Annotated in this window: 15 protein-coding genes, 1 tRNA gene and 1 other RNA gene; 5 read left to right on the forward strand and 12 right to left on the reverse strand. The window is 66.2% G+C overall.

Annotation, left to right across the window (positions count from 1 at the left end; all coding sequences use genetic code 11):
- Positions 1-82 precede the first annotated feature (82 nt).
- The 4 genes from accB to IAI53_RS00360 are packed head-to-tail and all read right to left on the reverse strand — an operon-like array spanning position 83 to position 2286.
- Entirely contained in the window at positions 83-532 is a 450-nt protein-coding gene (accB, locus tag IAI53_RS00345; RefSeq protein WP_187716197.1) for an acetyl-CoA carboxylase biotin carboxyl carrier protein, read from the reverse strand.
- Between the two features lie 47 nt (positions 533-579).
- Positions 580-1077, reverse strand: a complete 498-nt coding sequence (gene aroQ, locus IAI53_RS00350) for a type II 3-dehydroquinate dehydratase (RefSeq protein WP_187716198.1) — start codon at positions 1075-1077, stop codon at positions 580-582.
- Positions 1078-1129: 52 nt separating this feature from the next.
- Complete coding sequence (locus tag IAI53_RS00355) at positions 1130-1684, reverse strand: TlpA family protein disulfide reductase (RefSeq protein ID WP_187716199.1); 555 nt, start codon at positions 1682-1684, stop codon at positions 1130-1132.
- Positions 1681-2286: a hypothetical protein gene (locus IAI53_RS00360; RefSeq protein ID WP_187716200.1), complete on the reverse strand. Its 606-nt coding sequence runs from the start codon at positions 2284-2286 to the stop codon at positions 1681-1683. The genes IAI53_RS00355 and IAI53_RS00360 overlap by 4 nt, the downstream gene beginning before the upstream one ends.
- A gap of 90 nt (positions 2287-2376) precedes the next feature.
- Between IAI53_RS00360 and mpl the strand changes: the two genes are divergently transcribed.
- Positions 2377-3744, forward strand: a complete 1368-nt coding sequence (gene mpl / locus IAI53_RS00365) for a UDP-N-acetylmuramate:L-alanyl-gamma-D-glutamyl-meso-diaminopimelate ligase (RefSeq protein WP_187716201.1) — start codon at positions 2377-2379, stop codon at positions 3742-3744.
- Between the two features lie 96 nt (positions 3745-3840).
- On the opposite strand, the gene IAI53_RS00370 is transcribed toward mpl, so the two are convergent.
- The 8 genes from IAI53_RS00370 to IAI53_RS00405 all read right to left on the reverse strand — a co-directional run bounded on the left by IAI53_RS00370 (position 3841) and on the right by IAI53_RS00405 (position 10515).
- A tRNA-Ile gene (locus tag IAI53_RS00370) sits at positions 3841-3917 on the reverse strand.
- A 39-nt stretch (positions 3918-3956) separates the two neighbouring features.
- Positions 3957-5957: an RNA polymerase sigma factor RpoD gene (gene rpoD, locus IAI53_RS00375; protein ID WP_187716202.1), complete on the reverse strand. Its 2001-nt coding sequence runs from the start codon at positions 5955-5957 to the stop codon at positions 3957-3959.
- A gap of 58 nt (positions 5958-6015) precedes the next feature.
- Positions 6016-7812 carry a DNA primase gene (dnaG, locus tag IAI53_RS00380; protein WP_187716203.1) on the reverse strand — a complete coding sequence of 599 codons (1797 nt, stop codon included), beginning with the start codon at positions 7810-7812 and terminating at the stop codon, positions 6016-6018.
- Positions 7813-7836: 24 nt separating this feature from the next.
- Complete coding sequence (locus tag IAI53_RS00385; protein WP_187716204.1) at positions 7837-8286, reverse strand: GatB/YqeY domain-containing protein; 450 nt, start codon at positions 8284-8286, stop codon at positions 7837-7839.
- 91 nt (positions 8287-8377) lie between these two features.
- Positions 8378-8590: a 30S ribosomal protein S21 gene (gene rpsU, locus IAI53_RS00390; protein WP_002924646.1), complete on the reverse strand. Its 213-nt coding sequence runs from the start codon at positions 8588-8590 to the stop codon at positions 8378-8380.
- Positions 8591-8707: 117 nt separating this feature from the next.
- Positions 8708-9352, reverse strand: coding sequence for a BON domain-containing protein (locus tag IAI53_RS00395; protein ID WP_187716205.1), 645 nt, complete (start codon positions 9350-9352; stop codon positions 8708-8710).
- Complete coding sequence (locus tag IAI53_RS00400) at positions 9349-9942, reverse strand: phosphoheptose isomerase (protein WP_187716206.1); 594 nt, start codon at positions 9940-9942, stop codon at positions 9349-9351. The genes IAI53_RS00395 and IAI53_RS00400 overlap by 4 nt, the downstream gene beginning before the upstream one ends.
- A gap of 159 nt (positions 9943-10101) precedes the next feature.
- Positions 10102-10515 carry a YraN family protein gene (locus IAI53_RS00405; protein ID WP_187716207.1) on the reverse strand — a complete coding sequence of 138 codons (414 nt, stop codon included), beginning with the start codon at positions 10513-10515 and terminating at the stop codon, positions 10102-10104.
- Between IAI53_RS00405 and rsmI the strand changes: the two genes are divergently transcribed.
- From rsmI to rnpB, 4 genes are all read left to right on the forward strand, one after another.
- The gene (rsmI, locus tag IAI53_RS00410) at positions 10514-11374 is read left to right on the forward strand and encodes a 16S rRNA (cytidine(1402)-2'-O)-methyltransferase (protein ID WP_187716208.1); all 861 of its coding nucleotides are present in this window, start codon (positions 10514-10516) and stop codon (positions 11372-11374) included. The two genes, IAI53_RS00405 and rsmI, sit on opposite strands and share 2 nt — an antisense overlap.
- Positions 11375-11460: 86 nt before the next feature.
- On the forward strand, positions 11461-12495 hold the full coding sequence (gene pyrC / locus IAI53_RS00415; RefSeq protein WP_187716209.1) for a dihydroorotase: 1035 nt from the start codon (positions 11461-11463) through the stop codon (positions 12493-12495).
- A gap of 17 nt (positions 12496-12512) precedes the next feature.
- Positions 12513-12929: a hypothetical protein gene (locus IAI53_RS00420; RefSeq protein ID WP_187716210.1), complete on the forward strand. Its 417-nt coding sequence runs from the start codon at positions 12513-12515 to the stop codon at positions 12927-12929.
- A gap of 24 nt (positions 12930-12953) precedes the next feature.
- Positions 12954-13448: RNase P RNA component class A (gene rnpB, locus IAI53_RS00425), an RNA gene on the forward strand.
- Positions 13449-13678: the final 230 nt, after the last annotated feature.

Genomic DNA, 13678 nt, shown 5'->3' on the forward strand with positions numbered 1-13678 from the left:
GCGATTTGGCTGCGCCGCTGCGCCGCCTGCCGGCGGCTGGTCACCGCGGTTTGCGATCTGGATTTTCTCAAACATGGCGTGATCAGCCGATGATGAACAGCGGCTGGCCGTACTCGACCGGTTCGCCGTTGTCGACCAGGATGGCCTTGATGACGCCGGATGCGTCGGCCTCGATCTCGTTCATCAGCTTCATCGCCTCGATGATGCACAGCGCATCACCTTCGTTCACGCTCTGGCCCACATCGACGAAGGGCTTGCTGCCCGGCGAGGAGGCGCGATAGAAGGTGCCGACCATCGGCGACTTGACCACGTGGCCTTCCGGCAGCGCATCTTCCGCAACGGATGCCGAGACTGTGGTCGCTGCAACCGTTGCCGGCGCAGCGGCAGGCATCTGGGTAACGTAGGTGGCCTGCGGAGTGGCGGTCAGATGCTTGGCGATGCGAACCTTCTCCTCGCCCTCGGTGACTTCGAGTTCGGAAATGCCCGATTCCTGGACGAGGTCGATCAGTTTCTTCAGCTTGCGCAGATCCATGCTGTTCTCCGGACAGGACGACGCCCAGCGGGAGCCGTCGGCAATGATTAATGTTGTGCTTCGCGCAGACGCGAGAGGGCGTACTCGAGGGCGGCCATGTAGCCGTAGGCACCGAGCCCGCAGATGACACCGGCCGCGCGATCCGAAAAATAGGAGTGATGCCGGAACGGTTCGCGGGCGTGGATGTTGGAGAGATGCACCTCGACATAGGGGATGGACACCGCGGCCAGGGCGTCGCGCAGGGCGACGCTGGTATGGGTGTAGCCCGCCGGGTTGATGATGATGAAGCCGATGCCTTCGGCTGCCGCAGCCTGGACCCGGTCGATGAGTTGGCCTTCGTGATTGCTCTGGAAGGACTCGACGACGGTGTTCTCGGCGCGTGCCCGGGCGTCCATGGCGGTGTGGATGTCCGCCAGCGTGGTGCGACCGTAGACGTCCGGTTCGCGGGTGCCGAGGAGGTTAAGGTTGGGGCCGTGAAGAACCAGTATGCGGGCCGCCGGAGGTGGCGGTGTTTGGTTCTTTTGGCTGCGTTTTTGGCGCGTCATGGCGGCAAGTTTGCCGCAAATCGCTGCATTTTGTCCAGTGCGGCGAACGTCTTCAGCTACGCTGCGCGGGGAGCAGTGCGCGAATTCTGCCTTCGAGTTCGTCGGCTTTCAAGGTGCCCAGCTTGATGTGGGCGATGCGCCCGTCGCGGTCGAGAATCACCGTGAACGGCAGCGCCTGTGCCTGGTTGCCGAAATCGGCGGCGAGCTGCAGGGTCTGCGGCGTGCCGATCAGTAGCGGATAGGGTACGGCGTGTTCGTCCTGGAAGGCCTGGACCTTGTTGGTCGCATCGATCGACAGGCCGACGAACTGCACCGGCTCCTCGCTCAGCTTCAGGCTGACCTCGGCGAAGTCGGGAATTTCCTTGCGGCAGGGTGGGCACCAGGTGGCCCAGAAATTGACCACCAGCACCTTGCCCTGCCATTGCGACAGCGCCTGTGGCTGGCCGGCGAGATCGGGCAGGGTCAGGCCGAGCAGTGCCGATCCTGCGTCCGGGCTGACTCCCGCGGTCTCGGCGGGCGGTTGCGTGTTGCGGTTGGTCAGGTAGCCGGCGGTGGCGGCGGCGACGGCGACCAGCACGATCAGGGCGACTTGCAGCGGGCGCTTCACAGGGCGGACTCCGGGGATGGGGCGGCGAGGAGCGCTTCGACCTGCGGCAGGCGGGCGCGCTCGTGGGGTTTGCGGCCGAGCCGTTCGGCGCCGGACGGATAGATGGACAGGCGAACCGGCAGGTCGCCCCAGTCGAAGGCCAGCACGGTCTCCGGCGGGTTGGGGCCGGGATGGCGCGGCTTGCGGTGCTCGTAGGCGACGTCCTCGTTGAGGAAGAAGATCTCCACTTCCTTTGCGCTTTCGGGAAACAGGTCGATCTCGATCTCCGCATAGCGCCCGGCTGTTCCATCGAGCACGCCACCGGTCAGGTAGGGCCGGAAGTCTTCCAGCTCGCGCATGATCTCCACCGCAGCCTCGCGCATCTCGCGCACGCGCTCCAGTTGCTCGTCATCCTGGTATAGCGCCTGCCAGGCGCGCAACTCCGCTTCGATCTCGGCATTGGTCGGCAGGGTTTCGGACTCGCTGGCGCCGAGCTGGCGGGCGGCCTTGCGCTTGGCAAAGCCATAGTCGCCGATACCGTCCTCGGCCATCATGCGGGCGGCCAGGGCGGCGATCTCGCGACGCAGGTTGTCGGATCTGGACGGGGTTGCACGGGAGGGCATGGTCGCTGGGGGCGGTGACCCCATCGGGTAGAATGCCGCCCATTCTACACCGGCCGGTTACAGAACTATTTCGGCGGCCACGGAGCTTTTATGCACATTCACATCCTCGGCATCTGCGGCACCTTCATGGGCGGCGTGGCGCTGCTGGCCCGCGCAGCCGGGCACACGGTCACCGGCTGCGACGCCAACGTCTATCCGCCGATGAGCACCCAGTTGGCCGAGCAAGGCATCGGGCTAACCGAAGGTTACGATCCCACGCAGATCGAGCTTGCGCCGGACATGTTTGTCGTCGGCAACGCAATTTCGCGCGGCAACCCCTTGCTGGAAGCAATCCTCGATCGCGGCCTGCCCTATGTGTCGGGGCCGCAGTGGCTGTCGGAGTATGTGCTGGCCGGGCGTTGGGTGCTGGCAGTCGCCGGTACGCACGGCAAGACCACCACCACCTCATTGCTGGCGTGGATGCTGGAGGATGCCGGGCTCAATCCGGGCTTCCTGGTCGGCGGCGTGCCGAAGAACTTCGGCGTCTCGGCCAGGCTGACCGATTCGCCCTTCTTCGTCATCGAGGCGGACGAGTACGACACCGCCTTTTGCGACAAACGCTCCAAGTTTGTTCACTACCGCCCGAGGACGGCGATCCTGAACAATCTGGAGTTCGATCACGCCGACATCTTCGCCGATCTCGCCGCCATCGAGACGCAATTCCATCATCTCGTACGCATCATGCCGCGTAGCGGACGTATTGTCGCCAATGCCGCCGAGCCCGCGCTCAAGCGCGTGCTGGAGCGCGGTTGCTGGTCCGAGCTCGAATGGTTCGAGGATGCTGCCGGCTGGTCGTCCGCGGTCGGCGCAGGCGAGGGCGAGGCAGTGTTCAGCCTGGCGGGGCGCGAACTGGGCCGCGCGACCATGCCGCTGGCCGGGCGCCACAACCGCGCCAACACGCTGGCCGCAATCGCCGCTGCACGGCACGTCGGCGTGCCGCCGGAGCAGGCCATTGCCAGCCTCGTGCGCTTTGCGGGCATCAAGCGCCGCCTCGAGGTACGTGGCGAGGTCGGCGGCGTTACCGTCTATGACGACTTCGCCCACCATCCGACCGCGATCGCCCTGACCGTGGAAGGCCTGCGCCGCCGCCAGCCGGGAGGGCGCATCCTGGCGGTACTGGAGCCGCGGTCGAACACCATGAAGCTGGGGGTAATGAAGGCGCAGTTACCGAGCAGTCTTGCTGATGCGGACCAGGTCTATTGCTACACCAATGGCCTGGGGTGGCGCGCGGAAGACGCACTTGCCCCGCTGGGCGAGCGCGCCCGCTGCGACGACGACCTGGATGTGCTGGTTGCGGCGGTGGCGAGTGAGGCGCTGCCTGGCGACCATGTACTGGTGATGAGCAACGGCGGCTTCGGCGGTGTGCACGGCAGGTTGCTCAATGCGCTGGAGGCGCGTTTTGGTGCTGCCCGCAACTGACTTTGAGCAGACTGCAGGCTCGTGACCAAAACACGAAAACGGCTGCCCGGTTCGTGCCGGTGCAGCCGTTTTTTCCTTTAAGTTCAAGGAGGTGTCTGGTGGGCCCTGCGGGACTCGAACCCGCAACCAAAGGATTATGAGTCCTCTGCTCTAACCGATTGAGCTAAAGGCCCCCGTCGCGCCCGCCAAGGGCGGGTGCGATAAGAGGAGCCTCAGGCGTCGCTGTCCAGGAAACTGCGCAGGCGCTCCGAGCGGCTCGGGTGGCGCAGCTTGCGCAGGGCCTTGGCTTCGATCTGGCGGATGCGCTCGCGGGTGACGTCGAACTGCTTGCCGACCTCTTCCAGCGTGTGGTCGGTGTTCATCTCGATGCCGAAGCGCATACGCAGGACTTTGGCTTCGCGCGGGGTGAGCGAATCGAGTACCTCGCCGGTGGCGTCGCGCAGGCTGGAGTACATCGCCGCTTCGGCCGGAGCCAGAGTGGCGGTGTCCTCGATGAAGTCGCCCAGGTGGGAGTCGTCGTCGTCGCCGATCGGCGTCTCCATGGAGATCGGTTCCTTGGAGATCTTCATGATCTTGCGGATCTTCTCCTCGGGCATCTCCATCTTCTCCGCCAGCGTCGCGGGATCCGGCTCCTGGCCGGTTTCCTGCAGGATCTGGCGGCTGATGCGGTTCATCTTGTTGATGGTCTCGATCATGTGCACCGGGATGCGGATGGTGCGCGCCTGGTCGGCGATCGAGCGCGTGATGGCCTGGCGGATCCACCAGGTGGCATAGGTGGAGAACTTGTAGCCGCGGCGGTATTCGAACTTGTCCACCGCCTTCATCAGGCCGATGTTGCCTTCCTGGATCAGGTCGAGGAACTGCAGGCCGCGGTTGGTGTATTTCTTGGCGATGGAGATCACCAGGCGCAGGTTGGCCTCGGTCATCTCGCGCTTGGCGCGGCGCATCTTGGCTTCGCCGGTGGACATCTGGCGGTTGATGTCCTTGAGTTCCTTGAGAGGAATGCCGATGCGGTCCTGCAGGTCGATGAGCTTCTGCTGCTCCTCGAGCACCGCGGGGTGGATGCGCATCAGGCCTTCGGCGTAGTTCTTGCCGGCGGCGATCTCGTCCTTGAGCCAGTCGAGGTCGGTTTCCTTGCCCGGGAAGACCTTGATGAAGTGGGTGCGCGGCATGCCGGCACGGTCCACGCACAGTTGCAGGATCTGGCGTTCGTGGGCACGCACCTGCTCGACCATGTGGCGCACCGAGTCGCACAGCTTCTCGATCGCCTTGGCGGTGAAGCGGATGTTGAGCAGCTCGTCGGAGATCGCCTGCTGCATCTTCAGGTAGGTCTTGTCCTGCGAACCCTTCTTGGCCAGCGAGGCCATCATCTTCTCGTAGTGGCCGCGGATGGCCTCGAAACGCAGCAGGCCCTCGGTCTTGAGCTTGAGCAGGGAGGCCGCGTTGGCGCTGTCGCTGTCGCCGCCGCCGGAGTCGTCGTCGCTGTCGTCGTCGTCGTCGCTGTCACTGTCGCTGTCGCCGTCGTCGGACGAGCTGTCGCCGTCGTCCGAGCCGCTGTCGGACATGTCGGCTTCCTCGCCGCCGCCGTTCGGATCGAGCAGGCCATCGATCAACTCATCTATGCGCATCTCGTCGCGCGAGACCTTGTCGGCGATGTCGAGCATCTCGGCGACGGTGGTCGGGCAGGCGGAGATCGCCAGCACCATGTGCTTGAGGCCGTCTTCGATGCGCTTGGCGATCTCGATCTCGCCTTCGCGGGTCAGCAACTCGACCGTGCCCATCTCGCGCATGTACATGCGCACCGGGTCGGTGGTGCGGCCGAACTCGGAATCGACCGAGGACAGCGCCTGTTCGGCCTCTTCTTCCGCCTCGTCCGCGTCGACCGTGGCAGGCACGTTGTCGGACATCAGCAGGTCTTCGGTGGCGGGCGCCTCGTCGAAGACCTGGATGTTCATGTTGTTGAACGTGGCGATGATGCCTTCGATCTGCTCGGCATCGGCCACGTCATCCGGCAGATGGTCGCTGATCTCGGCGTAGGTGAGGTAGCCGCGTTCCTTGCCGAGCGTGATCAGGGTCTTCAGCCGGGTACGACGCACTTCGGCGTCGAGCGGCGAAACCTGCGGGCTTTCGGTGACCTGTGCGGCTTTGCCAGCCTTAGAGGCCTTGCCTCTCGGGCTGTTCTTGCGCGAATCCGTGGTCTTTTCGCGGGCCATAGCGCTCCTCGATGTGGGGGCAGAATGATTGGGTAAACAGGGAATTATACTAAAAAACTCAGACTTTGCCGGCGCCTGCGAGGTTCCTCTTCTCAAGGAGCAGTTCCGCCAGCCGGTGACGGCCGGCTGCATCCAGTCCTCCGTCGGCCGCGCGGGCGGTCAATCGGGCGATCTCCGCGGCGATTGCGTCGGCGTGCAGTGCACGCAGGGCGTCCTCGAACAGGGTCTCGACGATCGCGTCGTCGAACTCCGCTTCGACCAGTTCGCCGGCGGCGCGGGCGAGCGTTTCGCCATGTTCGGTTTCGCGGAAGCGTTCGATCAGTGCCCCCAGGCCGCAGCCGGGCATCAGGTCGCCGACGCTGGTCGCGTCGATGATAGAGATCAGCGCGCGCGCCTCGGGGCTGTCGTCCGGGATGAGGTCCACCGGCAGGCGCGCAGCCCATTGCGGATGGTGCAGGACGAGGCGGAGCAGCGTATCAACCTTGGACGGCGGCTTGCGCCGTCCGTTTCCCGGCCTCGGTGCGCGCCGGGCGGGCGGGGCGGTGACCGTGTCCGCGCGGCGGGCTTGTCGGTTGGGTGGCGGATTGCCCGTGCCGAAGGCCTGTTCCACCTCCTGCTGGGTCAGCGCGCTTTCCTCTGCAATCGACTTGACCACCTGCAGGCGAAGCAGCGGGGCGGCGATGCGGGTGACCAGCGGGCGCGCCTCATGGACGAAGCGGGCGCGTCCCTCGGCGGAGTCCATGTCGCATTGCGCGCGCAGCGTCTGCACGAGGAAGGTGCCGAGCGGTGTGGCGCTGCGTGCCGCTGCGCGGAAGGCCTCGGCGCCTTCCGCGCGCACGAAGGAGTCCGGGTCGTGCTGTTCGGGCAGGAACAGGAAGGCGAGCGTGGCGTCGTCGCGCAGGGCCTCGAGGGCGTTCTCCAGCGCGCGCCAGGCAGCCTTGCGGCCCGCCGCGTCGCCGTCGAAGCAGAACACGACGCGGTCGGTCTGGCGCAGCAGCGTGTTGATGTGATGCGGGGTGGTGGCGGTGCCAAGAGCGGCGACTGCGTTGTCGATGCCGAACTGCGCCAGCGCGACCACGTCCATGTAGCCTTCGACCACCAGCGCCGAGCCGGCGTCGCGGATTGCCTTCTGTGCCTGAAATAGGCCGTAGAGTTCCCGTCCCTTCTCGAACAGCGGGGTTTCCGGCGAGTTGAGGTATTTCGGCTCCCCCTTGTCCAGCACCCGTCCGCCAAAGGCGATGACGCGGCCGCGGCGGTCCAGGATGGGGAACATGATGCGGTCGCGGAAGCGGTCGTAGCGTCGACCTTCCTCGTTGTCGATCACCAGGCCTGCATCCGCGAGCACCTTCGCGCGATAGTCGGGGAAGAGCTTGTCCAGCCCCTGGCGCGGTGCGTAACCGATGCCGAAGCGCGCGGCGATCTCGCCGGACAGGCCGCGGCGCTTGAGGTAGTCGATGGCGGCGGGGTGTTGCTTGAGTTGCTCGCGATAGAACTGCGCGGTGCGCGTCATCGCCTCGACCAGGCGCTCATGGGTGTCGTCCGGAGCGCGCGCCGCGAACTTGCCGTCGTCGGGCACCTGCATGCCTACCTGGGCCGCCAGTTCCTTGACGGCCTCGACGAAGTTCAGGCCGCTGTACTCCATCATGAAGCCGAGCGCGCTGCCGTGGGCGCCGCAGCCGAAGCAGTGGTAGAACTGCTTGCTGGGGCTGACCGAGAAGGAAGGGGATTTTTCGCCGTGGAAGGGGCAGCAGGCGAAGTAGTTCGCCCCGCCCTTCTTCAGCGGCAGGTAGCGTTCGATGACGTCGACGATGTCGACGCGGGCCAGCAGGTCCTGGATGAAGGACTGGGGGATCATCGACGGCGGCGCGCCGCGCTTCCGTCAGGTGGTCGCAAGCGCGGCGCGCAGCTTGCGCGACACCTCGGCCATGTCCGCGCGCCCGGCGAGGCGGGGCTTGAGCTGGCCCATGACCTTGCCCATGTCGGCAGGTGAAGCGGCGCCGCAGGCGGCGATGGCCGCAGCAATCTCCGCGTCGATCTCCTCGGGGGTGAGCTGGGCGGGCAGATAGACGGACAGGACCTCGATCTCGAAGCGCTCTGCGCTGGCCAGTTCGGGCCGGCCGGCCGTGTCGTACTGCGTCGCGGCATCGCGTCGCTGCTTGACCAGTTTCTCGACCACCGAGAGGATCGCGTCGTCGTCGAGTTCGATGCGCTCGTCGACCTCGCGCTGCTTCACTGCGGCGAGCAGCAGGCGGATGGCGGACAGGCGTGCCGCTTCCTTGGCGCGCAGCGCGGCCTTCATGTCGTCCTGGATGCGGGTCCTGAGGGACATGACTTACTCCGTGCGGAAATGCAAAACCGCACCGGGCGAGGTCGATGACCTGCGCCCGGTGCGGCGGTGTCCGGCGAGTGCCGGCGCGAAATCAGTAGAGCTTCGGCGGCAGGGTCTGGCTGCGCAGGCGCTTGTGGTTGCGCTTGACTGCGGCGGCCAGCTTGCGCTTGCGCTCGGCGGTGGGCTTTTCGTAGAACTCGCGCGAACGCAGTTCGGTCAGCACACCGGTCTTCTCGATCGTGCGCTTGAAACGGCGGATCGCAACTTCAAACGGCTCGTTTTCCTTGACGCGAATACCCGGCATTGCGTACTTCCTTGAGATGTCTGGTGGACAGAAAGGGCGAAAGTATAACTGCGTGCGGCGAGTACGCCAAGTCCACCTGAAACGCTCCGGCGTCTCGGTGGTCCATGGCTGTTCCGCCTACTTGCCGCTGGTGCCGATGCGTGCATCCAGCCGGCGGGCTTCGTCGTCGCTGATGTACTCGAACACGCGAACGACCTTGCTCACGCCGGCCGTGGTCCGTGTCACTTCGGTGGCGAGGTCGGCCTCGCGGCGGGTGACCAGTCCCATCAGGAAGACGGTGTTCGCCTCGGTGACGACCTTGACATGGTGGGCGCCGAAGGTCTGCGCATCGACGAAGCGGGCCTTGACCTTGGAGGTGGTGACCGCGTCGTTCGCGCGCGCGCTGAGTGGGGAAATGCCCGCTACCCGCACCTCGTTGATGACCGCGCGCACGTTGGCCACTCCGGTGGCGATCCGCTCGATCTCGACGCGGACCTGCTCGTTGGGTGCCTCTCCGGTCAGCAGGACGTTGCGGTTGTACGAGGTTACGTTCACATGCACGGCGTCGCCAAAGCGTTCGCGGATGCGGTTGCCGGTGCGCCACTCGATGCCCTCGTCCTCGACGTAGGCGCCCGAGGTCCGGCGGTCGGCAACCATCGCGGCGCCGACGCCAACGCCGGTTGCAACCACCGGGAAGCAGCCCTGCAGGGTGGCCGCGGAGCCGAGGGCGGCCAGGGCCAGCAGGGTGTTGCGGCGCGAGATGGATGGGGTTCTTGTCGTCATTCTTCCACTCCGAGTAGCAGGCAGTCGATGCCGTCGCACAGGCAGTGCAGGGCCAGCAGGTGGACCTCCTGGATGCGTGCGGTGCGGTCGGCCGGGACACAAAGATGTACATCGTCCGGGTGCAGTAGTTCGCCCATCCTGCCGCCGCCTTTTCCGGTGAGCGCCACCACGCGCATGTCGCGCTCATGTGCCGCGGCGATCGCGTCGATCACGTTGGGGGAGTTGCCGCTGGTGGAGATCGCCAGCAGGACATCGCCCGCTTGGCCGAGGGCGCGCACCTGCTTGGAGAACACCTGCAGGTAGTCGTAGTCGTTGGCGATCGAGGTCAGCGTGGAGCTGTCGGTGGTCAGCGCCACCGCGGCGAGCGGCGGGCGCTCCATCTCGAAGCGGTTGACCAGTTCGGCGGCAAAGTGCTGCGCATCGGCGGCCGAGCCGCCGTTGCCGCAAGCCAGGATCTTGCCGTTGTTGAGCAGGCACTGGGTCATCACTTCGATGGCGCCAGCCAGCGGCGCGGCCATCGATTCGACCGCGGCAAGCTTGGTCTGCGCGCTGTCGTGGAACTGGCGTGAAATGCGGGCGATGAGATCCATGTGCGAAATTCGGCTGGGGTACAGGCGGGGCAGCAAGTCTAGCATGGCGGGGTGAGGCGTCCGATCACGCGCGTCGCTGCCAGGAGCGATTCTGCCGGAGTGCGTGTCGTCGGGGCGTTACGCTTACAGGAATTTACCAAGCGCGCGTGCTGCGCTTGCTCAGTCGGCCTCGAAGGCGCCGCGCAGCCACTGGATGTTCTGCACATCCAGTGCGCGCATCAACACCGCATCGAAGCGGCAGGGGTGGTGCGCCATTCCTTTGCCGGCGCCGGCAAGCCACCAGCGTGCGGCCAGGATGATCCGCCGCTGCTTGTGGGCGGCGATGCTGGCCGCAGGGCCGCCGAAGGCGCTGTTGCCGCGCAGGCGCACTTCGACGAAGACCACGGTGTCGCCATCCAGCGCGACCAGGTCGATCTCGCCGCCGCGGCAACGGACGTTGCGTGCGAGCGCGTGCACGCCGTGGGCGGCGAGAAAGCGCTCCGCCAGGTCCTCGGCTGCGCCGCCGCGGGCTTGCGCGCCCGCGCCCGGGGCATCGACAATCGACCTTTGAATGCCAGCGAGGAATCGTTTCATGAGCGAGGGGATTGCGCCGCTTTCAAGTACGCCGTCATTGTACGTGGTGGCAACGCCGCTCGGAAACCTGCAGGACATCAGCCCGCGGGCGGTGGCGGTGCTCGGCTCGGTAGCGGCGGTTGCGGCCGAGGATACGCGCCACAGTCAGCGTCTGCTGGATGCTTTCGGCATCCGCGCGCGCTTGATCGCCCTGCACGAACACAACGAGCAGTCGGCGGCCGGCCAGGTTTTGCGCTTGCTGGAAGAGGGCGGTTCGGTGGCATTGATCAGCGACGCCGGTACGCCTGCGGTGTCCGATCCGGGGGCGCGGGCTGTCGCGCGGGTGCGCGCTGCCGGGTTTCCGGTGGTCGCGGTGCCGGGGCCGTGCGCGGCGGTGGCGGCGCTGTCGATCAGTGGGCTTGGCGAGCGGGGGTTCCGCTTCGTCGGCTTTCTTCCGCCCAAGCGCGCTGCCCGGCGCACCGCGATCGAGGCCTTGCGTGGCGACCCCGATGCGCTCGTGTTCTACGAGGCGCCGCATCGGGTGTCGGAGTGTGTCGAGGACCTGGCCGGAGTGCTCGAGTCCGGGCGCCGCTTGCTGATCGCCCGCGAGCTGACAAAACTGCACGAGCAGAGCGTCGTGCTGCCCTTGGAAGAGGCGGCCGCGTGGCTGGCAACGGACCCGAATCGCGTGCGCGGCGAGTTCGTGCTGGTGCTTGAGGGGGCGCCGCCGGGAGAGGGGTTGGACGCGGAGGCGGAGCGGGTGCTCGCCCTGTTGCTTGCCGAACTGCCGACCAAGTCGGCGGCGCGACTGGCCGCCGACATCACCGGGGCGTCCAAGAACGCGCTGTACGCCCGCGCGCTGGAGCTCAAGGCAGGCTGAACGCCGCCTATAATGCGCAGTCTGGCCTTGCCGGATGCTCGTGCATCGCGCACCCACGTTCATAGACCGACCGGATATCCAAGAGCATGACTTCGATCACCCTGATTCGCCCCGACGACTGGCATCTGCATGTGCGCGACGGCGCCGCGCTCGCGACCGTGGTGCCGCATACCGCACAGCGTTTCGGTCGTGCGCTGATCATGCCGAACCTGCGTCCGCCGGTGGTTACCACCGCGCAGGCGCTCGCCTACCGCGAGCGTATTCTGGCCGCGGCGCCGGACGGTTTGCGCTTCGAGCCGCTGATGAGTCTGTATCTCACCGACAACATGCCGCCCGACGAGATCGACCGCGCCAAGGCGAGTGGTGCGATCGTCGCCGCCAAGCTGTACCCGGCCGGCGCCACCACCAACTCAGATGCCGGCGTGACGGCGATCGAGAAGATCTACCCCATCCTCGAACGCATGGAGAAGGTCGGGCTCGTGCTGTGCGTGCATGGCGAGGCGACTGGCGCCGAAGTCGACGTGTTCGACCGCGAGCAGGTGTTCATCGAGCGCGTGCTCGCACCGCTGGTCGGGCGCTTCCCGGGACTGCGCGTGGTCTTCGAGCACATCACCACGGCCGATGCCGCAGCCTTCGTGCGAGCGGCGGGCGACAACATCGGCGCCACGATCACCGCGCATCATCTGCTGCTCAATCGCAACGCGATCTTTGCCGGCGGCATCCGGCCGCATCATTACTGCCTGCCGGTGCTCAAGCGCGAAACCCATCGTGTCGCCCTGGTAGAGGCGGCGACCTCGGGCAATCCCAGGTTCTTTCTCGGCACAGACTCCGCGCCGCACGCGCAGAGCACCAAGGAAGCGGCTTGCGGCTGTGCCGGGTGTTACACCGCCCATGCCGGCATCGAGCTCTATGCCGAAGTGTTCGAGGCAGCGGGCGCGCTGGATCGCCTGGAGGCTTTCGCCAGCCTGAACGGACCGGCCTTCTATGGCCTGGCGCCGAATGCCGATACCATCGTCCTGAAACGTGAGCCATGGGAGGTGCCCGCCGCCTACCCGTATCTCGACCATGATCCGCTGGTGCCGCTGCGGGCGGGTGAAACCGTCGCCTGGCGCTTGGCCTGAACAGGGAGCTTCTCGTCATGCCTGCCGTCCTGCGCCGCCTCGCCGCCCTGGCTCTCTTGCCGCTGCTCGCCGCCTGCGAGAACAGCGCCACCGCCTTCATGGTCGAAGGCAACCAGCATGCGGTGATTCTCGTCCGCGAGCAGCCCTACTTCTGGACCAGCGAGGTGAACCAGGCGGTGGTGGTGTCCCGCCTGCCGGCTTGCCAGCGCAAGGTCAACATCCATTCGAGTCCGACCGATCTGGTCGAGATGGAGGTGTACGAGGCCGGTGACCTGCTCTGGGCGCTCCGCCAGGGGCAGCGCTGGTATCTGGCCAGCACCGATAAGTGCCTGGTGCAGGACTGGGTGAACGAGGCAGGCTCCCCGCCGGGCGCGCTGGTCGGTACCTTCCGCCTGCGTGATGGCGCGCCGGTGTTCGAGCGCGCAGGCGGTTAGGCAACAAGTTATAATCGTCGCCGGGAAGTTCGCCAGGCAATCGCTGCACCTCTTCGGGGGTGTGGAGGAAAGTCCGGGCCCCGCAGAGCAGGATGCCGGCTAACGGCCGGGCGCCGTGAGGCGACGGAAAGTGCAACAGAGAGCAGACCGCCGATGGCCGTCCGGGCTTCGCCGCCGCAAGGCGGCAAAGTCCCCTCCTGAAGAGGAGGCTTCGCGTTTCGGCGCGGAGGGAGGCTGCCGCGTAAGCGGCAGTGGCTGGTGCGGCGTAAGCCGCGCCAGACGGATCAGGTAAGGGTGAAACGGTGGGGTAAGAGCCCACCGCGGGACTGGTAACAGGACCGGCACGGCAAACCCCATCCGGGGCAAGGCCAAATAGGGGAGCAATGGCGTGGCTCGCGCTGCTCCCGGGTAGGCTGCTGGAGCGCCGTGGCGACGCGGCGCCAAGAGGAATGATTGCCCGGCGGCACGGTGCGAACCGCTGCCGTTCGACAGAACCCGGCTTATCGGCGAACTTCCCCACTCGCTACGTTCTTTCCCGGTTAGGGAAGCGATGCTCCATGGCACTGCGCACAGCGCCCTCCTTGTGCCCGGGAAGGTGGGAGATCTCACCACTTCTCACCCGCGTTCCCCACTTTGCCCCACCGCCTTCGCATGACAGCGCGCATTTAGAGTTGTTTCTCATGAAAATGCGCTATATGCCTTGATTTTTCAGGGTTTATTCTGCGACTCCCATTCGTTCGTAAGTCATT

Source organism: Thauera sedimentorum, from assembly GCF_014489115.1.
In the GTDB taxonomy this organism is placed as follows: Bacteria; Pseudomonadota; Gammaproteobacteria; order Burkholderiales; family Rhodocyclaceae; genus Pseudothauera; species Pseudothauera sedimentorum.

Coding starts and splice junctions, on each gene's coding strand:
- accB (WP_187716197.1), bottom strand. CDS start 532: ATGGATCTGCGCAAGCTGAAGAAACTGATCGACCTCGTCCAGGAATCG.
- aroQ (WP_187716198.1), bottom strand. CDS start 1,077: ATGACGCGCCAAAAACGCAGCCAAAAGAACCAAACACCGCCACCTCCG.
- IAI53_RS00360 (WP_187716200.1), bottom strand. CDS start 2,286: ATGCCCTCCCGTGCAACCCCGTCCAGATCCGACAACCTGCGTCGCGAG.
- mpl (WP_187716201.1), top strand. CDS start 2,377: ATGCACATTCACATCCTCGGCATCTGCGGCACCTTCATGGGCGGCGTG.
- rpoD (WP_187716202.1), bottom strand. CDS start 5,957: ATGGCCCGCGAAAAGACCACGGATTCGCGCAAGAACAGCCCGAGAGGC.
- dnaG (WP_187716203.1), bottom strand. CDS start 7,812: ATGATCCCCCAGTCCTTCATCCAGGACCTGCTGGCCCGCGTCGACATC.
- IAI53_RS00385 (WP_187716204.1), bottom strand. CDS start 8,286: ATGTCCCTCAGGACCCGCATCCAGGACGACATGAAGGCCGCGCTGCGC.
- rpsU (WP_002924646.1), bottom strand. CDS start 8,590: ATGCCGGGTATTCGCGTCAAGGAAAACGAGCCGTTTGAAGTTGCGATC.
- IAI53_RS00395 (WP_187716205.1), bottom strand. CDS start 9,352: ATGACGACAAGAACCCCATCCATCTCGCGCCGCAACACCCTGCTGGCC.
- IAI53_RS00400 (WP_187716206.1), bottom strand. CDS start 9,942: ATGGATCTCATCGCCCGCATTTCACGCCAGTTCCACGACAGCGCGCAG.
- rsmI (WP_187716208.1), top strand. CDS start 10,514: ATGAGCGAGGGGATTGCGCCGCTTTCAAGTACGCCGTCATTGTACGTG.
- IAI53_RS00405 (WP_187716207.1), bottom strand. CDS start 10,515: ATGAAACGATTCCTCGCTGGCATTCAAAGGTCGATTGTCGATGCCCCG.
- pyrC (WP_187716209.1), top strand. CDS start 11,461: ATGACTTCGATCACCCTGATTCGCCCCGACGACTGGCATCTGCATGTG.
- IAI53_RS00420 (WP_187716210.1), top strand. CDS start 12,513: ATGCCTGCCGTCCTGCGCCGCCTCGCCGCCCTGGCTCTCTTGCCGCTG.